At 64.0% G+C, this 19189-nt stretch carries 17 protein-coding genes; 7 read left to right on the top strand and 10 right to left on the bottom strand.

Going from position 1 to position 19189, the window contains the following annotated elements; all coding sequences use genetic code 11:
* The first annotated feature begins 5 nt into the window (after positions 1 to 5).
* Both OJ996_RS00815 and OJ996_RS00810 read left to right on the top strand, forming a co-directional pair.
* The gene (locus tag OJ996_RS00815) at positions 6 to 3029 is read left to right on the top strand and encodes a PSD1 and planctomycete cytochrome C domain-containing protein (protein WP_264510169.1); all 3024 of its coding nucleotides are present in this window, start codon (positions 6 to 8) and stop codon (positions 3027 to 3029) included.
* 2 nt (positions 3030 to 3031) lie between these two features.
* Positions 3032 to 4474, top strand: coding sequence for a DUF1501 domain-containing protein (locus tag OJ996_RS00810; protein ID WP_264510167.1), 1443 nt, complete (start codon positions 3032 to 3034; stop codon positions 4472 to 4474).
* Positions 4475 to 4489: 15 nt separating this feature from the next.
* Here the strand turns inward: OJ996_RS00810 and OJ996_RS00805 are convergent, their stop codons facing one another.
* The 8 genes from OJ996_RS00805 to coaD form a co-directional block, all read right to left on the bottom strand.
* Positions 4490 to 4864, bottom strand: coding sequence for a glyoxalase superfamily protein (locus OJ996_RS00805; protein WP_264510165.1), 375 nt, complete (start codon positions 4862 to 4864; stop codon positions 4490 to 4492).
* A complete protein-coding gene (locus OJ996_RS00800) occupies positions 4861 to 5274 on the bottom strand; it encodes an ester cyclase (RefSeq protein WP_264510163.1) in 414 nt (137 codons plus the stop codon). The genes OJ996_RS00805 and OJ996_RS00800 overlap by 4 nt, the downstream gene beginning before the upstream one ends.
* A 51-nt stretch (positions 5275 to 5325) precedes the next feature.
* Positions 5326 to 5904 (bottom strand): NADPH-dependent FMN reductase, encoded by a 579-nt coding sequence (locus OJ996_RS00795; RefSeq protein WP_264510161.1) that lies wholly within the window; start codon positions 5902 to 5904, stop codon positions 5326 to 5328.
* A gap of 130 nt (positions 5905 to 6034) precedes the next feature.
* Positions 6035 to 6469, bottom strand: a complete 435-nt coding sequence (locus OJ996_RS00790; protein ID WP_264510159.1) for a hypothetical protein — start codon at positions 6467 to 6469, stop codon at positions 6035 to 6037.
* 59 nt (positions 6470 to 6528) lie between these two features.
* Positions 6529 to 7215 carry a 3-keto-disaccharide hydrolase gene (locus OJ996_RS00785; RefSeq protein WP_264510157.1) on the bottom strand — a complete coding sequence of 229 codons (687 nt, stop codon included), beginning with the start codon at positions 7213 to 7215 and terminating at the stop codon, positions 6529 to 6531.
* Positions 7216 to 7276: 61 nt separating this feature from the next.
* Positions 7277 to 7903, bottom strand: coding sequence for a LysE family translocator (locus OJ996_RS00780; RefSeq protein WP_264510154.1), 627 nt, complete (start codon positions 7901 to 7903; stop codon positions 7277 to 7279).
* Positions 7904 to 7928: 25 nt separating this feature from the next.
* Complete coding sequence (locus tag OJ996_RS00775) at positions 7929 to 9965, bottom strand: carbon starvation CstA family protein (protein WP_264510152.1); 2037 nt, start codon at positions 9963 to 9965, stop codon at positions 7929 to 7931.
* Between the two features lie 129 nt (positions 9966 to 10094).
* On the bottom strand, positions 10095 to 10583 hold the full coding sequence (gene coaD / locus OJ996_RS00770; RefSeq protein WP_264510150.1) for a pantetheine-phosphate adenylyltransferase: 489 nt from the start codon (positions 10581 to 10583) through the stop codon (positions 10095 to 10097).
* 90 nt (positions 10584 to 10673) lie between these two features.
* Between coaD and OJ996_RS00765 the strand changes: the two genes are divergently transcribed.
* Positions 10674 to 11747, top strand: coding sequence for a sialidase family protein (locus OJ996_RS00765; RefSeq protein ID WP_264510148.1), 1074 nt, complete (start codon positions 10674 to 10676; stop codon positions 11745 to 11747).
* Positions 11748 to 11749: 2 nt separating this feature from the next.
* Here OJ996_RS00765 and OJ996_RS00760 read toward each other — a convergent pair whose 3' ends face one another.
* The gene (locus OJ996_RS00760) at positions 11750 to 13366 is read right to left on the bottom strand and encodes a GDSL-type esterase/lipase family protein (protein WP_264510146.1); all 1617 of its coding nucleotides are present in this window, start codon (positions 13364 to 13366) and stop codon (positions 11750 to 11752) included.
* Positions 13367 to 13533: 167 nt separating this feature from the next.
* Here OJ996_RS00760 and OJ996_RS00755 point away from each other — a divergent pair, with 167 nt between their 5' ends.
* The 4 genes from OJ996_RS00755 to OJ996_RS00740 are packed head-to-tail and all read left to right on the top strand — an operon-like array spanning position 13534 to position 17904.
* A complete protein-coding gene (locus tag OJ996_RS00755) occupies positions 13534 to 14574 on the top strand; it encodes a tRNA wybutosine-synthesizing protein 4 beta-propeller domain-containing protein (protein ID WP_264510144.1) in 1041 nt (346 codons plus the stop codon).
* Positions 14571 to 15806 carry an MFS transporter gene (locus tag OJ996_RS00750; RefSeq protein WP_264510142.1) on the top strand — a complete coding sequence of 412 codons (1236 nt, stop codon included), beginning with the start codon at positions 14571 to 14573 and terminating at the stop codon, positions 15804 to 15806. The genes OJ996_RS00755 and OJ996_RS00750 overlap by 4 nt, the downstream gene beginning before the upstream one ends.
* Positions 15803 to 16741, top strand: a complete 939-nt coding sequence (locus tag OJ996_RS00745) for a dihydrodipicolinate synthase family protein (RefSeq protein WP_264510140.1) — start codon at positions 15803 to 15805, stop codon at positions 16739 to 16741. The genes OJ996_RS00750 and OJ996_RS00745 overlap by 4 nt, the downstream gene beginning before the upstream one ends.
* Positions 16738 to 17904 carry an AGE family epimerase/isomerase gene (locus OJ996_RS00740; protein ID WP_264510138.1) on the top strand — a complete coding sequence of 389 codons (1167 nt, stop codon included), beginning with the start codon at positions 16738 to 16740 and terminating at the stop codon, positions 17902 to 17904. Before OJ996_RS00745 ends, OJ996_RS00740 begins: the two co-directional genes overlap by 4 nt.
* Positions 17905 to 18126: 222 nt before the next feature.
* Here the strand turns inward: OJ996_RS00740 and OJ996_RS00735 are convergent, their stop codons facing one another.
* The gene (locus tag OJ996_RS00735) at positions 18127 to 19119 is read right to left on the bottom strand and encodes a class I SAM-dependent methyltransferase (protein WP_264510136.1); all 993 of its coding nucleotides are present in this window, start codon (positions 19117 to 19119) and stop codon (positions 18127 to 18129) included.
* Positions 19120 to 19189 lie beyond the last annotated feature (70 nt).

Raw genomic sequence — 19189 nt, 5'->3', positions numbered from 1 at the left:
TGCCGATGCCATGTCGCATCCATACCCGCGGACTCGCCGTGCTAGTCACGGTGGCGCTCGCACGCGCCGCGGAGCCGGCACCGGACTTCAACCGGGAGATCCGCCCGATCCTCTCCGACCGCTGCTTCGCCTGCCATGGTTTCGACGCCAAGGCCCGCGAGGCCGAACTGCGGCTCGATACGCCGGAGGGCGCTTTCAAGGACAAGGCGATCGTCCCTGGTAATCCGGACGAGTCGCTCGCCTGGCAGCGCATCGTCTCCACCGATCCGGACGAGGTGATGCCGCCGGCCGACTCCCACCTCAAGCTGAGCGCGGAGGAGAAGGCCCTGCTGAAACGCTGGATCGAAAGCGGCGCGACCTATCAGCCCCACTGGGCTTTCATGCGCGTCGAGCGCCCGGCCCTGCCGCCCGGTGATGCCCACCCCATCGATGCGCTGGTCTTGAAGCGGCTCGCCAAGGAGGGTCTCGAGCTCGCACCCGAGGCGACGAAGGAAACTCTGATCCGCCGTCTCTCGCTCGATCTGCGCGGGCTGCCGCCCTCACCTCAGGAGACAGAAGCCTTCCTCATCGATACCGCGCCCGAGGCTTACGAAAGGTTGGTCGACCGCTTCCTCGGCGATCCTGCCTACGGCGAGCGCATGGCATGGCCTTGGCTGGATGCCGCCCGCTATGCCGACTCGAACGGCTACCAAGGCGACGCCGACCGCACGATGTGGCCGTGGCGCGATTGGGTCGTTTCCGCCTTCAATCGCAACCTGTCCTTCGATCAATTCACGCTGTGGCAAATCGCCGGGGACCTCCTGCCCGACGCGACGCCGGAGCAGGTGCTGGCCACCGGCTTCCTGCGCAACTATCCCATCAACGGCGAAGGCGGCCGCATCCCTGAAGAGAACCGCGTGGACTACGTCATGGACATGGCGGAGACCACCGGCACCGTCTGGATGGGGCTGACGATGAACTGCTGCCGCTGCCACGATCACAAGTACGATCCTCTCACCCAGCGCGACTACTACAGCCTTTACGCTTTCTTCAACCAGACCCCGGTCGATGGCAGCGGTGGAGATCCCCAGACGGCTCCGGTCATCGCCGTGCCCGCGGGTGATCAGAAAGCGCGCGAGGAGCAACTCGTCCGGCAGCGCTCGGATCTCGATCAACAGCTTGCGGAACGCGCGAAACAACTGGAGGCGGATCAAGCAGCCTGGGAAGTCGCCCGGCTCGCCCAGATCACCCCACAGATCTGGCAGACCCTCCCTCCCGACAAGATCAGCGGTGCGGAAGCCGAGATGCTGGAGGATCGCTCGATCCTCACCGCCGGGCCGAACCCGGTAAATGCGACCTATACGGTCCGCGCTACGCTGCCGGAGGGCCCGCTGGCCGCAATCAAGCTGGAGGCCCTGCGCCACCCGAGCATGACTCAGGGCGGCATCGCCCGCTCGGATAGCGGGAACTTCGTCCTCACCGGCTTCGAAGCCACCTTGGTAACCGCGCAGGGTGAATCGCAGCGCCTCACCATTCCGCGCGCCGAGGCCACCTACGAGCAAGGCGGCGTTTTCCGCGTGAGCGGGGCGCTGGATGAAGATCCGGCCAGCGGCTGGGCGGTGTTCGAGGGCCGCCCGGTCGATCGCGATCACGCCGCGGTCTTCCATCTCGCGGAGCCCGTGGAGATCGCGCCCGGCAGCAGCATCGAGATCACGCTCCGCCACGACTCACCGCATGCGCATCACAATCTCGGCCGCTTCCGGCTCGCCATCAGCAGCGAGTCTTCCGCCACCCTTGCCGAACCGGATCAATCCGCGCTGTTAGAAGTGTTGAAGCTTCCGGGAGCGAACCGCACCGCCGCCCAGGCCAAGCTGGTCAGCGAGAGCCACCGCGCGGCGGATCCGGAGCACTCGCGACTGAGCCGGGAACGCGGCGACACCGAAACCCAACTCGTGGCGCTGCGGAAGGCCATGCCGCAGGTCATGGTGATGGGCGATCGCGAAGCACTGCGACCGACGCACGTGCTTGCGGTCGGCTCCTACGACAAGCCGCTGGAAGAAGTCAGCGCCGCCACGCCGCCGATCCTCCCACCGCTCGTGAAAAGTGGCGGGCATGCCAACCGGCTCGACCTCGCGAAGTGGCTCGTCTCCCGCGATCACCCTCTCACCGCCCGCGTGACGGTGAACCGCTATTGGCAGGAACTCTTCGGCATCGGCCTGATCAAAACGCCGGAGGACTTCGGCGTGCAGAGCGAGGTGCCGCTGCACCCCGAGTTGCTCGATTGGCTGGCCGCGGAGTTCATGGAAAGCGGTTGGGATACCAAGCAACTGCTACGCGCGATCGTGACCAGCCGTGTTTATCGGCAGAGCTCGCGGGTCACGCCGAAACTGCTAGAGAAAGATCCGGCGAACCGTCTCCTCGCCCGCGGCCCGCGCTTCCGGATGCCTGCCTGGATGCTGCGCGACCAGGCGCTGGCCGCCGGCGGCATCATCGTCGGGCAAGCCGGGGGCCCACCGGTAAAACCATACTCACCCGAAAACCTCTGGCCGGATGCCACTTTCGGCAAAGTGCAATACGTCCGCGACAAGGGCGAGGCCCTGCACCGCCGCAGCCTCTATACCTTCTGGCGGCGCATCAGCATGCCACCGATGTTCTTCGACAATGCCAAGCGCGAGGTCTGCACCGTGAATCCCTCGCGGACCAATACCCCGCTGCACGCGCTCTCCACACTGAATGACGTGACCTATGTCGAGGCTGCCCGCTTCCTCGCCGAACGCGCCGCAAAAGAAGCCGGAACGGGAGACGCCGCGCTTTCGCGAGCCTTCGAGATCGCCCTCGGCCGCAAGCCCGACCCGGAAGAGCTGGCCATCCTCTCCGAATCGCTGCGGCAGGCGAAGGATCACTTCTCCATGGACCCGCAGTCTGCGACGGACTTCCTGACCAATGGCGATCACTCCTCCGCCACCAGTCTGGAGCCGGTGGAGCGCGCCGCCCTCGCCTCGGTCTGCCTCTCGATCCTCAACCTCGATGAAACGCTGACGAAGGAATAGCCATGCACCCGCTTACCGAAAGCCAACTCCTCGTGAACCGACGCTACTTCTTCGGGAAGAGCGCGACGGGCATCGGCATGGCAGCGCTGGCGACGATGCTCGGTGAGGACAGCTTCGGCGACGAGATCCTCGCTCCCCTCACCCAGATCGCGCCGAAGGCCAAGCGGGTGATCTACCTCTTCCAGAACGGCGCGCCGAGCCATGTCGAACTCTTCGACCACAAGCCCGAACTCGCGAAGCGCCACGGCCAGGCCGTCCCCGAAAGCCTGACCGCGGGCAAGCGCTTCAGCACCATGACCGGCAATGCCAGCGGCAAGAAGCTGCTCGCGCCGCTCGAACCATTCCACGCCCGGGGCCAATCCGGTGCCACCGTGAGCGATCTGATGCCCCACACCGCGGCGATCGCGGACGAGCTCTGCTTCGTGAAAAGCATGTTCACCGAGCAGGTGAATCATGCGCCTGCGATCAACTTCTTCCTCAGCGGCAACCAACTCCCCGGCCGTCCCACCATCGGCTCATGGCTCTCTTACGGACTGGGCAGCCTGAACCAGAACCTGCCGACCTTCGTTGCGATGACCTCGGTCAGCAAGGACACCACCTGCGGGCAGATCTTCTACGACTTCTACTGGGCCTCGGGCTTCCTGCCCTCCCGCCATCAGGGCGTGAAGCTTCATCCCGGCCAGGATCCCGTCCTCTACCTCACCAATCCGCAGGGCGTGAGCCCGGCACTGCGCCGCAACATGCTCGACGGCATCGCCAAGCTCAACCAGCGCAAGCTGGAGACCAGCGGCGATCCGGAGGTGGCGACGCGTATCGCGCAATACGAGATGGCCTACCGCATGCAAACCAGCGTGCCGGAACTGGCGGACATCTCCGGCGAGCCGAAGGAGGTGCTCGACATGTATGGCCCGCAGGTCCACCAGCCCGGTAGCTATGCGCGGAACTGCCTGCTCGCCCGCCGCCTGATCGAGCGCGGCACCCGCTTCGTCCAACTCATGCACGCCGGCTGGGACCAGCACAACAGCCTGACCACCGAGCTCTACACCCAGTGCAAGGATACCGACCAACCGAGCGCCGCACTGGTGAAGGATCTGAAGATGCGCGGCCTGTTAGACGACACCCTCGTCATCTGGGGCGGCGAGTTCGGGCGCACGCCCTTCATCCAAGGAGACTTCAACGACCGCCCGAAATGGGGCCGCGATCATCATCCCTACGCTTTCACCGTTTGGATGGCTGGCGGCGGGGTGAAGCCCGGCTACACCCACGGTGAGACCGATGAGCTCGGCTTCAACGTCGCCAAGGACGGCGTACACGTTCACGACTTCCAGGCGACCCTGCTGCACCTGTTAGGCATCGATCACGAGAAGCTCACCTACAAATTCCAAGGGAGGCACTACCGCCTGACCGACGTCCACGGCCATGTGGTCAAACCGATCCTGGCCTGAGCGCGGCGCGACCGATCACTCGGAATACAAGGTCAACCGGTTGCCGGAAGGATCCGAGATCGTGATCTCGCGCAGGCCCCACGGCTGGAGCTGCGCCTCACCCGGGCGGGCATGCCGGTAGCTCTTCGCCCTCAGTCCGTCCAGATAGCTTGCCAGCTCGGCCACCTCGATGCGGATGCCCGCGCCCGGCGTCGAATCCCCGAAGTGCTCGGAGATGTGGAGCACGCAGGAACCCCTTGAGACCTGCATGTAGAGCGGCGTGCCCGTCTCGAAGCGATGCTCCCAGTCGACCCGGAAGCCGAGAAAATCGACGTAGAACTCCTTCGTCTTCGCTTCATCGAAGCTGCGCAACACGGGAATGGGCGGCTTCATCTCCGAATTCATGCTCATGGCGGAGGTACGACTCCGAGTTGAATCATCATCCCCATGGCATCCATGAGCATGCGGGTATCCTTGATGCGCCCGCCTTCGAGCCGGTCGATGATCATACCCCAAACCCGCACCGGCTGCCCCGTGGCCGGAACCCCAAGAAACTCGCCCTGATGCGTGCCGGTCCACTCGAAGCGGGTCAGCACCTTGTCGCCTTCCGAGATCTGCTCTTCGATGGTCCAGAGCATGTCGGGGAAAGCAGCGATCATCCCGCGCACCACATCCTTCACGCCCTCCACTCCCGGTCCTTGCCCGGGGAATGGCACCAGCTCCACCACGTCTTCCCAAAAGTATTTCGCGGCTGAATCCAGATTTCTCCGGTTGATCACATCCTCGATGCATTCGCGGACGATGTCGGCATTGCTAGGCATGAAACGCTGGGGGCTGATTGAGCGGGAACTCTGACCAGGTTGGCGCGGCATTCAAGCACGCGTCACCGCTCCCGCCACTTTCAAGAGCTCCGTTACCACCGCTCGCACCCCTTGGAGATCCTTCTCGTTCTTCAGGGCGCCGTGCTGGTCGAACTTGTCGTAGGCACTGGCGAGACAGAATTGCTTCGCCGTCACCAACACGCCGATATTTCCGAGGATCGAACGCAAGTGCACCAGCCCGCGCATGCCGCCGAATCCGCCGGGAGATGCCGAAATCAGCCCCGCCACCTTGCCGCGATACGCGACCAGATCCGGCTCATCGTCCGTCTCCGTGCGGCTCACCCAGTCGATGGTGTTCTTCATCAGCGGCGTGATCGATGAATTGTATTCCGGCGAGGCAAAAAGGATCGCATGGGCCGCGATGAACTTCTGCTTCAGCGCCTTCGCATTCTCCGGCAAGCCCTCCGCCTCCTCCAGCTCCGCATCGTAGAGAGGCAGACGGAAGTCCGCGGGATCCACCAGATCCACCTCCGCGCCCGCCTCGGCGGCGATCTTCGCCGCGATTCCGGCCAGCTTGCGGTTGAAGGACTCGCGCCGGGCACTGCCGGGAAGGATGAGGAGCTTGATCATGGTGCGGCCAAGCTAACCCGAACCTGCCCGTACGCCAGATCCATCCTTAGGCACGATGGTGACTATGCGGAAGCCGCCGGTGATGCCTGCCGTCCCATCGCGCTTTCACAAGCGCTCCTACATGCCCTTCTTAATACCCCTGCGCCCTGCTGTGAATGAAGGCCGCGCTCGCCGGGGTCATCTCCTTCCATTTCACCGGCCACACTACCTTGCCCTTCTCCTCCATCTTATCGGCCAGTACGATGTGGTGGATCTTCTCCCCGCCTTCCGGAGACTGGTAGGGATAGACCCAGAAGAACTTCTCCGGGCTCTGCGCCGAACGGTAGGCGATCCGCCCCCGCGACTGCCGTTCTCCCGGGCCGAACTTCTGCTCCATATCGATCAGGCTCGAATAGTTCGTCAGCGTGATGACCTCCACATCGCTGAGCGGCCGCGTATCGATGGCCAGCGGGCGATCCTCGACGGTTTCATCGATAGGAGCACGGCAGGCGCTCGATAGCAGGCAAGCTGCGGTCGCGAACGAAGCGAGGATGGATCCGGAGCCAGGCAGTCGCAGGGAAGTCATCCCGCATACTTGGATCAGGAAGCGCCGGTCGCGGCAGCAAAAATCCCGCGCGCCGCGTTTCACTTCACCGTGATCGGCTTGTCCTCCTTCGGATCCGCTTCCACGTAGATCTCCTTGTATTCCGAAGCTCCACCGCCATGCCGGAACATTCCGATCGGTCCGGGAATGATCCGCTTCTCCGGATCCTTGCGCTCGGCCGGGACCGGATGCGTGTAGCGAACGATTTCCACGCCATCCACCGCCGCCCGCAGCGTGCCCTTCTCCAGATTGCAGAGCATCTCGGTCACATGCCACTGGTCGGAGCTCTCGGGTGCCTTCACCAGCTTTTCGTGCGGCAGGTCCTTGTGCTGCGGCGGATGGTAGTCCCACATCCCGCCGAAGGGTGGCATGAACTGCAGCCAGCCGGCATTGTCGATCTTCGGCTTCGCCGGATCCGTCGGCCGATCGCCCCAAAAGAGCACCCCGAGGTGGTCGTGGTTCACCGGAGCCATCCGCGAGGTAAAGATCAGGCGGAAGCTACCGTAGTCTTTCTTCGTGTACGCCAGCCGCGAGGTTCCAGCCACCCCGCGCATCGCGCCATCGACGATGCTCCATGTGGACGCATCCGCCACCCAACCCTCGAAATCCTTCCCATTGAAAATCTTCGTGCAGCCGGGATAGGGCGAAGCCTCGTCAGCCAAAGCAGGACTTCCGAAAAGAAAGCAGGCCGTGAGAAGCCGGAGCATGAGCGCGGGTTTGGATTTCATGAGCGTGCCTTGGATAGCGGATCGCGGACCCGTTGTCCCCTACCCGGCATAGTAGTTGTGCTCACTTCGCCGCCGCCAGACGGAATCCCAAGAAGACGAACAAGGCACCCGCTCCGCGGTTCAGCCAAGCGCCGAAGGACTGGTTTTCCCGCAGCCGCCCTCCGATCCAGGCAGAGGCCCACACCAACAACAGACACCACACCGTGCCCGTGCCGACGAAGGTGAAGCCGAGCGTGAGGAAGGCCGCGAACTTCGACGGGCTATCCGCCGAGATGAACTGCGGCACGAAGGCCAGGAAGAACAAGGCCACCTTCGGGTTCAGCACGTTCGTCAGCAGCCCCTGCCGGAAGACTTTGCCGAAGCCCTTCGAGGAAAAGCCCGTGGGCACCACGGCATCGCTCCCCCGCGTCACCAGCATGCGCACCCCGAGATAGATCAGATAGGCCGCACCCGCGAACTTGATTACCATGAACGCCGAGGCGGAGGCCGCGAGCAGGGCGGACACTCCCAGCGCCGCCGCCAAAGTGTGGACCACCGTACCCGTCGCAATTCCCAGCACCGAGGCTAGCCCGGCCGTGCGACCCTGCGCCATGCTCCGACCGAGAATATACAGCGTATCCGGCCCTGGCGTCAGATTCAGGAGAACGCAGGCCCCGATGAAGACGCCGAAGTCGTGAATACCGAACATGCGCGGACGCTAAACCGGAACCGCCCTACTCCGCCAGCGCGACGTATTCGCTCTCGTGAAGGACCGCCGGCTTCTGCCTGCACAGCAGCAGCACCCACTCCCGCACGCAGCCGATCACGATGGCGGCGACGAAGATCAGGAACATCGCCGTTATCCCCACATCCACCTTCGCGTTCGTCAACGCGGTTTGGGCCTTCTGCAGAGCCTCGCCCTGCAGGCCGCCCGCGATCGCCGCCTCCAGCTTCTGGATCGTCGGCAGGAAGCCCGCCGCCATGGGCGACCAGATTTTCATGATGCCCGCGGTGAAGGTCACCAAGGTCAGAAAGACCATCGGCACCAGCGTGCACCAAGCATATCGCGCCTTGCCCATCTTGATCAGGATCGTCGTGCCGAGGCAGAAGGCGATCACGGCTAGAAGCTGGTTCGCGATCCCGAAGATCGGCCACAGGCTCTTCGCGATTCCCTCCGGATCGATCGCGCCTTGATACAGGAAGTAACCCCAGGCCGCGACGAGCAGGAAAGTCGCGATTACATTCGCGGTCCACGATCCGGTGTCACGCATCTTCGGAACCACCTGCCCTAACAGATCCTGAAGGATGAAGCGTCCCACCCGTGTGCCCGCATCGAGCGTGGTGAGGATGAAGAGCGCCTCGAACATGATCGCAAAGTGATACCACAGCGATAGCGCGGTCTGCCCCGGGATCACCTTCGCGAACATGTGCGCCATCCCGACCGCGAAAGTCGGAGCCCCGCCGATCTTGCCGATGATGTGCGGCTCGCCGAGGTCCCTCGCGAGCTGCTCCATCTCTGCCCGCGTGACCGCATACTCCGGCCCGTAGGCATTGATCTTCGCGATCTGCGCATCCACCGCGGCGATGTTGTTCGGATCCACGGGCGAATTGATCGCGAAGTACTGGCCCGGCTGCAGTGCGCAGGCCGCGATGATCGCCATCAGCGCCACCAGCATCTCCACCACCATCGAGCCGTAGCCCACCAGGCGGATGTCCTTCTCCCGTGCCAGCAGCTTCGGCGTGGTGCCGGAGGAGATCAACGCGTGGAATCCGCTCACGGCTCCGCATGCGATCGTAATGCAAACGAAGGGAAAAACCGGCCCCGCGACCACGAAGCCGCTGCCATCGATGAAAGGCGTTACCGCTGGCATATGCAGAGGCGGTGCGAGGAAGATGATGAAGACCGCCAGGATCGCCACCGTGCCCAGCTTCATGAAGGTGCTGAGATAATCGCGCGGCGCCAGCAGCAGCCACACCGGCAGCACGCTCGCGGCGAAGCCATAGATCATGATCGCCCAAGCGAGTTGTTTCGAGTCCAAGGTCAGCGCCTTGAGCATCTCAGGCGTTAGATACTTCCCGCCCACCACCGCTGCCAGCAGGCCCACGACGCCGAAGATCGAGGCCGCCATCACGCTCACCTTGCCGCTCTTGATCGCGATCCCCATGACCATCGCCAAAGGGATGGTGGCCGCGATCGTGAAGAGGCCCCACGGGCTCTCCGCCAGCGCCTTGACCACCACTAGGCCGAGGACCGCCAGGATGATCGTCATGATCGCCAGCAAGCTCACCATCGCGATCAGGCCGATCACCGGGTTCAGCTCTTCCTTCAACATCTGCCCCAGCGATTTTCCGTCCCGCCGCATCGAGGCGAAGAGCACCACCGCGTCGTGCACCCCGCCGCCCAGCGTCGCGCCGACCAGGATCCAGAGCATGCCGGGCAAGTAGCCAAACTGCGCCGCCAGCACCGGACCCACCAGTGGACCCGGCCCCGCGATCGCCGCGAAATGGTGCCCGAAGACCACCCACTTCGGCGTCGGCACGAAGTCCTTCCCGTCGCTGCAGGTCACCGCCGCCGGTGCACGACGGTCATCGATGGTCAGCACCTTCGCCACCAGCCAGGCCGAGTAGAAGCGATAGGAAACGGCGAAGGTGCAGATACCCGCGACCACGAGCCAAAGCGCGTTTACGGGCTCACCCCGCTGGAAGGCAGCCACGCCGACGGCGCAGGCTCCCAGCAAGGACACGGCAATCCAGAGCAGGACACGAAGCATGGGTTTCGGAAAGGTAGGTGTCGCGAGCGGCGGCTTGGACCACCGGAAAATCGCGACGAGGGGTACAGTTTGACGAAACTGTACTGCCTGAAAACCCCAAACCGTGTCCCGCACACCCGCGGGAAGGGCTTATTTCACCCGCTTCTCCAGCGCGTCGAAGACGGGTGCAGGCACGTATCGCCGCACCTGATCCTCCCAGCCCACCGGCCCTACCAAGCCCATCACCATGCTGGAGGACACTTCGGCGATGTCCCGCGGCGGCATCAGAAAGGTCGTCGTGATGTTCGGCGCCAGGTCGGCATTGATGTGCCGCATCACACGCTCGTACTCGTAGTCGTTCGGCCCGCGGATCCCGCGCAGGATGAACTTCGCGTCCTGCTCCCGCGCGTAGTGCACCAGATAGCGGTTGTCGAAATGCGCGATGGTCAGCCGCTCCGCCGAGGGGATCGAGGCCCGCAGCAGCTCCAGCCGCTCGTCCACCGAGAAGGTGTAGCTCTTGGAGGGATTGCTACCGATCGCTACGATCAGCCGCTCGAACATCTCCAGCCCGCGCTGGATCATCCAGAGATGGCCATTCGTGGGAGGATCGAAGGAACCGGCATACACCGCGGTGCTCATGCCGGGCATGATGGAGCCCCAAGTTCAAAGTGCCAAGTGCCAAGCGGAGACCGGGCGATAGATTCGCCGCTCTGCGCCGTTTCCTTCCTCATGCGTGCTCTCCTCTTGGGCCTCGTCCTCTGCACCCCGCTGCTTGCCCGGGATATCTACGTGAGCACCGGCCAATCACCGCGCCACACCTACCGCATTCCCACGCTGGCTGTAACCAAACAGGGCACCATTCTTGCCTTCGCCGAACGCCGCGTGAATGGAAAGAGCGATACCGGCGACATCGATACCGTGGTGAAGCGCATCACCGCAGATGGGACGATCTCCAACGAAATCACTGTCGCCGACATGGGCACCGATACCATCGGCAATGCCTGCCCGATCGTGGACCCGGAGAGCGGAGTCGTCACCGTGATCATGACCTGGAACCGCCTGCCCGAGAAGAAGGTCGTCCCCGGCTTCGGAGAAGATTCCCGTCTCGTTTATCTCACCCGCAGTACCGATGACGGCCGCACTTGGTCGAAGCCGGAAGACATCAGCCGCCAGGTGAAGCTGGACACTTGGAGCTGGTTCGCCAGCGGCCCCGGGTCCGGCATCGTCACGGAGCGAGGCCAGCACAAGGGCCGCTTCGTGCTCGGCGTGAATCACAAGCAGGCCGAGGGCTACTTCGCCCACGTCATCTACTCGGATGACCGAGGCAAGACCTGGAAGTCCTCGAAATCCTACGCCGCCCCGCACACGAATGAATGCGAAGTCGCCGAACTCGAGGACGGCAGCCTCATGCTCAACATGCGCAACCACGGCTCGCCGAAAAAGGAGCGCGCCGTCGCCATCAGCAAGAACGGCGTTGAGACCTGGGGAGAGACTACTTGGGACCCGCAGCTCCCCGAGCCACAGTGCATGGGCACCCTAAAGCGCCATTCATGGGCCGCGGACGGCAAGCCCGGCCTGCTTCTCTTCATGAATCCCGCCTCTCAGGAGGGTCGCAAGGACTTGGTCTTCCGCGGCTCCTATGATGACGGCAAGACTTGGACCGAGAAGGTCCCTATCAAGCTCGGCGATGCCGCCTACAGCCACCTCGCCATGATGCCCGATGGCAAACACGTCCTCGCATACGAGACCGACAACTACGGCAAGATCATCCTGGAGGTCGGCTTTCACCAACGGAGGCGCTGAGTTCACCGCCCCACCATCTTCATCACCGCTTCCACGATCGGCGTCGGATCCGGTAGGCTATGCGGGTGATGCTTCCCTCCCGGCTTGCGGATCACCTCGATCTTCCCGCCGAAGAGCTTGTAGCGCTTCTCCACGATATCGATGTTCTCGCCGACCGGTACGCCTTCGTCCGCGTCCCCGATCACCGCGAAGATCGGGATCCCCGCTTTCGCCAAGGGCTCCAGGTTGTCCACCGGGTTCTTGGTGTAGGCCAGCGCCTCGGCCTCGGTCATGCCATATACTTTCAACAGCTTCTCCCAATCTCCCGCGCTTCCCGGACCCACTCCCTTGCCGCCCGGCCAACTTTTGAAGTCGCACACCGGCGCATCCACATACAGCCCCGCCACTTGCCCGGGGTGCAGCGCCGCCCAGTTGAAGGCGAAGAGCCCGCCCCGGCTGAAGCCCTCCAGCACGACCTTCGGCGAGACATCGTAGCCGGTCCGGAGGAAATCGTAGAACGCATCCATGTGCCCCATCGCCTTCGGTGAACCGTACATGTCCTGCATGTCGATGTAGGCCACGCAGAAGCCCCGGTTCAGCAGAGAGATGTCCGCCTGCGGCTCATGCCCGAAAAATTCCGTACGCCAGATCCATGGCGAACCCGGCTGGATTCCATTCCGTGGCATCACCAACAGCGCCGACCTCCCGTCGGCTGTAAACTCCTCCATTGGATGCCCGTTCCACATCGACTTCTTCGCCCTGTTCACAGCTTGATAGACCTCTAACAGTCTCTTGGATTCCGCCGTCGCCTCAGGCACCGGCTTGCCTTCCGGCACACCCGGCCGCGTGTGTTTTGTCTCCGTGAGATACGCATCCCTCAGCAGGTCCGCATGCTTCTTCAGCAGGGGGAAGTTCCTCTCTGACGCCATCTTCGGCTCGCCCTTCAGTCCCAGCAGCGGCCACAGCCCCTTCGCGATCATCTTGCCCATCTCGGCGTGTCCGCGCTCGGCCGGATGCACCCCGTCCGGGGAAAACACGAAGTCCGGATCCATCACATCCATCGCTTCCAGGAAGAGCCGCAGGTCCGGGCGGATATCCACCACCTTCCATCCCGCCGCGCGCTGGCCCTTCAGCCACTTCGCCTGCGCATCCAGCACCGCATCATAGTGCAGCGTATCCTTCTCCGGAGTATCCGGCTGGAAGATCGCCGGAGTCACGAAGACGATCTTCGAGCCCGTCTTCTCCACCTCCTCTTTGAGCTTCGTCATCCCCTGCCTGTAGGCATTCATCCTCGCTTCATCCAGCGGCTGGTAGATCCCGTCGTTCATCCCGTAACACGCGATCACCAGCGTCGGCTTGCACGCCGCCAGCACCCGTCCCAGCCGCTCGTGAATGCATGGCCGCGGAAACTTCCCGCCCGCGTGCCCCTGCTCGGACAATCCCGAAGTAGTTTCGCTGCCCAGCCCTAGATTCAAGATCTCCGCATCGGCATAGGCCGCATTGTTCCGCAACGCCGACTCCACCCATGCCGCCCAGCGCCCGTCATAGGTGATGCTATCGCCCAGGAAGAGCACCCGCGTCTCCGCCGCACGCGCCAACATCAGGCTCAGAAGGAAAAGCAGGATCGCAGACAATCTCATCACCCCACCAAGACGCCCCGCCCTTCCCGATTCTAGCATAAATTGCCAAGCGCTCGCTCAAACCGGTTTGCCCACCCGACCAGCACCCCTGCCTCGTCTCAATCCCCGACGTGGAGCCTCATCATCCAGCTTGCGTTGGGCAGGCTCTCCTTGTCGAAATGGAACCCGTGTCACCCGCTCTTGTCCGACCGCTGGCGACTGCCGCCGCACTTATGGCGTCACCGCTGCATGCCGGTCCCGTGACCCCGCTCCCTCCTGTGCCGGACCGGATCGGATTCGCCGGTGCCTTCGCGGGCGTCATCGGCTCCCGCTTGGTTGCTGGCGGTGGGGCGAATTTCCCGGATGGAGTCATGCCATGGGACGGCGGTAAAAAGGTCTGGCACGACCGTCTCTTCGAGCTCGATCTTTCCTCACCTAGCGCGAAATGGAACAACATCGGCACGCTCCCCGCGCCGAACGGTTACGGCGTTTCCATCACCTTGCCGGAAGGCATCCTCCTCATCGGCGGCAGCGATTCCTCCCGCCATCTGGCAGAGGTCACACTCCTCACGCTCCGCGAGGGCAAACCCGCCTTCACTCCTTGGCCACTGCTACCTCAGCCGCTTGCCCAGATGGCCGCGGCCTTGGTCGGCCGCCGGATCCATCTCTGTGGCGGCATCACCTCGCCTAAGGCCACCGCCGCGGAGGCCGCGCATCTCATCCTCGATCTGGATGACCGGCCGAAAGGCTGGCAGGCAGCGCCCGCCCTTCCCGCCTCCGGCCGCATTCTCGCCTCGGCCGCCGCCGTCGGGGATACCTTCTACCTTGTCGGAGGTTGCTCGCTTGCCTCGGATGCCGATGGCAAGCCCAAGCGCAGCTACCTCCGGGAGACATGGAAGTTCTCTTCCGGCATCTGGACACGCCTTGCCGATCTCCCTCGCCCTGCCGTCGCCGCCGCCTCTCCTGCTCCAGTGAAGGGCCACTCCATTTACATCGTCTCTGGCGACGACGGAACCCAGACTACCCCCGCCACTCACAAGGGCTTCACCGCGGAGATCCTCCGCTACGATATTTCCCGTAACACGTGGTCGGATGATGGTGCGCTACAAGTCCCGCCCCCCGTCACCCTGCCCACTGCGCCGTGGAAGGACGGCTTCGTGTTCTTTAATGGCGAGGTAAAACCCGGCGTCCGCACCCCGGCGGTCTTCCTCTTCACTCCCGGCTCATGAACCGCGCCTGGCTCGTTGTCGCCCTGCTCGTCCCGGTAGCGCTCTTGAACTACCTGGACCGCCAGATGCTCGCGACCATGAAGTCCTCCGTCATGGCGGACATCCCGGGGATCGGCCTGGAGGCGAACTGGGGCAAGATTCTCGCGTGGTTCAAATGGACCTATGCCATCGTCAGCCCCATCGGTGGCTACCTCGCGGACCGCTTCAGCCGTCGACATGTCATCGCCGGCAGCCTCTTCGCCTGGTCACTCATCACCTGGCTCACCGGCCAGGTCAGCACCTACGAGCAACTGCTCGCCACCCGCGCCATCATGGGCGTGAGCGAGGCGCTCTACATCCCCGCGGCGCTCGCCCTCATTGCGGACTTCCACCGCGGCCCCACCCGCTCGAAGGCCATCGGCATCCACCAGATGGGGATCTATTGCGGCGTCATCCTCGGGGGCTTCAGCGGCTATGCCGCGGATTCCCCGGATCACGGCTGGCGCTGGGCCTTCGATGTCTGCGGCATCATCGGCATCGTCTACGCCATCCCCCTGTTCTTCCTGCTGCGGAATCCCGTGCGCGATCCCATGGCCGAGCTGCAGCCGCACCTCTCGCCGCTCGCCGCCATGGGTGAGTTGCTCTCGAATCGCTCCTTCCTCCTCCTCGTCGCCTACTTCACCCTGCCCGCCCTCGCCGGCTGGGTCGTCCGCGATTGGATGCCTGCCATCCTGAAGGCGGAGTTCAACATCGGCCAGGGAAAGGCCGGCGTCTCCGCCGCCCTCTATTGGCAGTCCGCCGCCATCCTCGGTGCCATGATCGGCGGCTTCCTCGCCGATCGCTGGATGCGACGCACCCCGCGCGGTCGCATCTACATCAGCGCCATCGGCATGAGCCTCATCGTGCCCGCCATGTTCGGCACCGGCTACGCCCCGCAGACCGGCCAACTCTCGGTCGCCATCGCTTTCCTCATCCTCTTCGGTCTCGGCTGGGGCTTCTTCGACTGCAACAACATGCCGATCCTCTGCCAGATCGCCCCGCCCGAACTGCGCGCCACCGGCTACGGACTCATGAATCTAGTCAGCATCAGTTGCGGCGGCTTCGCGGACTACGGCTTCGGCGCGCTTCAAGACCGCGGCGTCCCGCTCTTCGCCAGTTTCAGCATCTTCGCCAGCGCCGCCGTGATCTCGGTCATCCTCGTGTTGCTGATCCGTCCGCGCGATACCGAAAGCACCCTTTCTCAGACTCCATGATCCTCGATCCACCACTCCACGAACTGGTCGTCGCCACCCATTCGCCCTTCCATGCGGATGGCTCGCTCGCCCCGGAGCTCGTGGCCCCGCAAGCCGCCTTTCTCGCCGCAAACGGCATTCGCACCGTCTTCATCACCGGCTCCACGGGCGAATCCCACTCGCTCACCCGCGACGAGAAGATCGCGCTCTATCGGGAGTGGTCCGTAGCTGGCCCGGCAGCCGGCCTCCGGATCATCGCCCATGTCGGCGGGAATTGTATCGAGGATGCGAGATCCCTCGCCCGCGCCGCGGAATCGCACGGCTTCGCCGCCATCAGCGCGCTGGCCCCGTCCTACTATAAGCCTGGTAGTCTTAGCCTGCTTATCGATACCTGCGCCACCATCGCCGCCGCCGCGCCGCACACCCCTTTCTACTACTACGATATCCCCGTCCTCACCGGCGTCTCCTTCCCCATGGAACGCTTCCTCGCGGAGGCCCCCGCCCGCATCCCGAGTCTGGCCGGCATCAAATTCACGAATCCGGATCTCGTCTCCTACCGCCGCTCGCTTCAGGTCGCCGGCAAGCATCACGACGTGCCTTGGGGCGTCGATGAAATGCTTCTCGCCGCCCTCGCCACTGGAGCCCGCGGCGGTGTCGGCTCCACTTACAATTGGGCCCCGCAGCTCTACCGCGACCTCATCGCCGCCTTCCACGCCGGAGACCACGCCGAAGCCCGCCGCCTGCAGAATCTGTCCATCGCGATGATCGATGCCATCGCCGCTACCGGCTTTCTCGGCACGGCCAAGGCGCTCATGGCCCGCCTCGGCCTCGATCTCGGCCCCGCACGCCTTCCTCTCGGCAATCCCAGCCGCGCACAGGTCGATGCCCTCATGACCCGTCTGGATGAACTCGGCTTCCAAGACTGGGCGGCCCGCACGCCGGCCCTCCACGCATGAGCCTCGCCGACTTCTACCACGACCAACTCTTCCGCGATTGCCTGCCCTTCTGGTTTCCACGCGCGGTCGATGAGTCCCACGGCGGATTCCTCCATTGCTTCGATCGCGATGGAAGCCTCGTCGATAGCGACAAGTCGGTCTGGGCCCAAGGCCGAATGAGTTGGATGCTCCTCACGCTCTACCAGGAGCACGAGCGGCGCCCCGAATGGCTCGCATGGGCGGAGAGCGGGCTCCGCTTTCTGGAACAGCACTGCATCGACCCTGCGGATGGCCGCATGTTCTTCCACGTTTCCCGCGATGGCACACCCATCCGCAAGCGACGCTACGCCTTCAGCGAGAGCTTCGCCGCCATCGCCTTCGCCGCCCACGCCGCCGCGACCGGGAACAGTGCTTCCGCCGACAAGGCCCGCCACTGGTTCGAGCGCTTTACCGACTGGAACTTCACCCCGGGCCGCATCCCGCCAAAGTTCACGAATGCCCGCCCCATGACCGGCATCGGTTCGCGGATGATCACCCTCGTCACAGCACAAGAACTCCGCAAGCACCTCGGCGAGGATCCCACCTTCACCCGCTGGATCGACCGCTGCATCGATGAGATCCGCACCCTCTTCGTAAAGCCGGACCTCCGGGTCGTCATGGAATCCGTGGCTCCCGACGGCAGCATCGTCGATCACTTCGACGGACGCGTCCTCAACCCCGGCCATGCCATCGAAGCCGCGTGGTTCATCCTCGATGAAGCCATGCATCGCCATGACTCCGATCTAACAAAACTTGGCTGCGACATGCTCGATTGGATGTGGCAGCGCGGCTGGGATCAGCAGCACGGCGGCATCTTCTACTTCCGCGACCTCCACGGCAAACCCGTGCAGGAATACTGGCACGACATGAAGTTCTGGTGGCCGCATGACGAGGCGCTCATCGCCACTCTCATGGCCCATCGCCTCACCCGCGATCCGAAGTATCTCATCTGGCACGAGGCACTGCGCGCTTGGTCATTCCAACATTTCGGTGATCCCCAGCACGGCGAATGGTTCGGCTACCTGCACCGCGATGGCAGTCCTTCCAACACGCTCAAAGGCTCGTTGTGGAAATCATTCTTCCATCATCCGCGGGCCCTCTGGCGTTGCAAATTGCTCGCCAGCACGGGAGACGTGATCACGTAATAGTATAACTGCGCATCTCCGCGCAGAGTCATTCCGTAAGTTCGGTCGCTCCTCCCCGCGGCCGGGCTTATCGCTCCCGGTCCTCCCACCGGGCGGCGCGACAACTGCCATACCAACCCCGCTGGAGAATCCGCCGGCTGGGCCACCGCAAGCGTGATCGGCCCGGGCCCCGATGAATGGTCCATCCCCGCTCGAGCCGACACGCCTGCGGCCCTCCCTTTGTTACGAGAGCCGCCCTGCGGTTTCACCGAACCCCAGTTCCATCACTTGGAACTTTGCCCCGAGCTGCCCCGGATGCGTGAGCATTTGGAAGGCTCGCAGCTCCTTCGCCACATCCATCCGCCCCTCCAGCGAGAGCAACCAGGGCCGCGCCAGCTCGGTAAGGAAGAGCCCCTGCCGCTGGTAGCGCAGCACCTCTCCCCCCAGCGCCGCCGCCGCTTCCGCCACCGCGGTGAAGTCCACATGCGCCGTGATGTCCTGCTCCCCCGGATTCACCAGCGGATCCTCCCCGGCGCGATGCTTCGAGTAGGTCCGCAGCGTGCCCGTGGTACGAGACTCATGGTAGTAGTCCGCCCGGTCGAAACCGTAGTCCAGCCACAGCATTCGCCCGTGGCTCATGCCGCGGCGCATCTCTGCCATGAAGCTACCGTAGTTATCCCTCACCTCCGTGCGATATCCCGCCGGCCGCTGCGGCAGACCCTCTACCAGCGCCGCCTCCGCCGTGCCCGTGTCTACCCAGGCGAAGCCATCTCCCTCTACCCCCACACCCAACTCGTGCCAGGCAACGCCATCCGACTCGATCACGCGGAAGGGCAGCGCATCCAATACCTCGTTCCCCAGCACGTAGCCCGGCTGCGGATCGTCTAACAAATCCTCCGTCGAGCCGATCACCCGGATCCGGCCGCTGCGCAGCTGCAGGGCCGCCGCCAAATGCGGCAGCGGCTCCGCCACCACGTATTCGTAGCCGGCGCAGCCCAGCTCATCCAAGCGCGCGAGGATATCGAGCGCCAGCGAGCCGTCATTTGCCCCCGCCTCCACGATCCGCCAGCGCCCCGGCGAGCCCGCCTGCGCGTGCCAAGCCGCGATGTGATCCGCCAGCAGCCGCCCGAAAAGCGGTCCCACGCTGACGCTGGTAAAGAAATCCCCGCCCCGCCCCACCTGCCCCGCAGGCCGGGCGTAGTAGCCATCCGCAGGATTATATAGGGCCTCCGTCATAAAATGCTGGAAAAACAGCGGATGCGAGCGCAGTATTCTCTCACGCAAGCGGGCAGCCAAGCCCGGCATT

It is taken from the genome of Luteolibacter rhizosphaerae (assembly GCF_025950095.1).
Lineage (GTDB): Bacteria > Verrucomicrobiota > Verrucomicrobiia > Verrucomicrobiales > Akkermansiaceae > Haloferula > Haloferula rhizosphaerae.
This window is presented reverse-complemented; position numbering and strand designations above follow the sequence as displayed.

Excerpts from the sequence above, each read along its gene's own strand:
- OJ996_RS00815 (WP_264510169.1), top strand. The coding sequence starts at position 6 with ATGCCATGTCGCATCCATACCCGCGGACTCGCCGTGCTAGTCACGGTG.
- OJ996_RS00805 (WP_264510165.1), bottom strand. The coding sequence starts at position 4,864 with ATGAGCATGAATTCGGAGATGAAGCCGCCCATTCCCGTGTTGCGCAGC.
- OJ996_RS00735 (WP_264510136.1), bottom strand. The coding sequence starts at position 19,119 with ATGACGGAGGCCCTATATAATCCTGCGGATGGCTACTACGCCCGGCCT.
- OJ996_RS00765 (WP_264510148.1), top strand. The coding sequence starts at position 10,674 with ATGCGTGCTCTCCTCTTGGGCCTCGTCCTCTGCACCCCGCTGCTTGCC.
- OJ996_RS00785 (WP_264510157.1), bottom strand. The coding sequence starts at position 7,215 with ATGAAATCCAAACCCGCGCTCATGCTCCGGCTTCTCACGGCCTGCTTT.
- OJ996_RS00800 (WP_264510163.1), bottom strand. The coding sequence starts at position 5,274 with ATGCCTAGCAATGCCGACATCGTCCGCGAATGCATCGAGGATGTGATC.
- OJ996_RS00795 (WP_264510161.1), bottom strand. The coding sequence starts at position 5,904 with ATGATCAAGCTCCTCATCCTTCCCGGCAGTGCCCGGCGCGAGTCCTTC.
- OJ996_RS00780 (WP_264510154.1), bottom strand. The coding sequence starts at position 7,903 with ATGTTCGGTATTCACGACTTCGGCGTCTTCATCGGGGCCTGCGTTCTC.
- OJ996_RS00740 (WP_264510138.1), top strand. The coding sequence starts at position 16,738 with ATGAGCCTCGCCGACTTCTACCACGACCAACTCTTCCGCGATTGCCTG.
- OJ996_RS00775 (WP_264510152.1), bottom strand. The coding sequence starts at position 9,965 with ATGCTTCGTGTCCTGCTCTGGATTGCCGTGTCCTTGCTGGGAGCCTGC.
- OJ996_RS00760 (WP_264510146.1), bottom strand. The coding sequence starts at position 13,366 with ATGAGATTGTCTGCGATCCTGCTTTTCCTTCTGAGCCTGATGTTGGCG.
- coaD (WP_264510150.1), bottom strand. The coding sequence starts at position 10,583 with ATGAGCACCGCGGTGTATGCCGGTTCCTTCGATCCTCCCACGAATGGC.
- OJ996_RS00810 (WP_264510167.1), top strand. The coding sequence starts at position 3,032 with ATGCACCCGCTTACCGAAAGCCAACTCCTCGTGAACCGACGCTACTTC.
- OJ996_RS00790 (WP_264510159.1), bottom strand. The coding sequence starts at position 6,469 with ATGACTTCCCTGCGACTGCCTGGCTCCGGATCCATCCTCGCTTCGTTC.
- OJ996_RS00750 (WP_264510142.1), top strand. The coding sequence starts at position 14,571 with ATGAACCGCGCCTGGCTCGTTGTCGCCCTGCTCGTCCCGGTAGCGCTC.
- OJ996_RS00745 (WP_264510140.1), top strand. The coding sequence starts at position 15,803 with ATGATCCTCGATCCACCACTCCACGAACTGGTCGTCGCCACCCATTCG.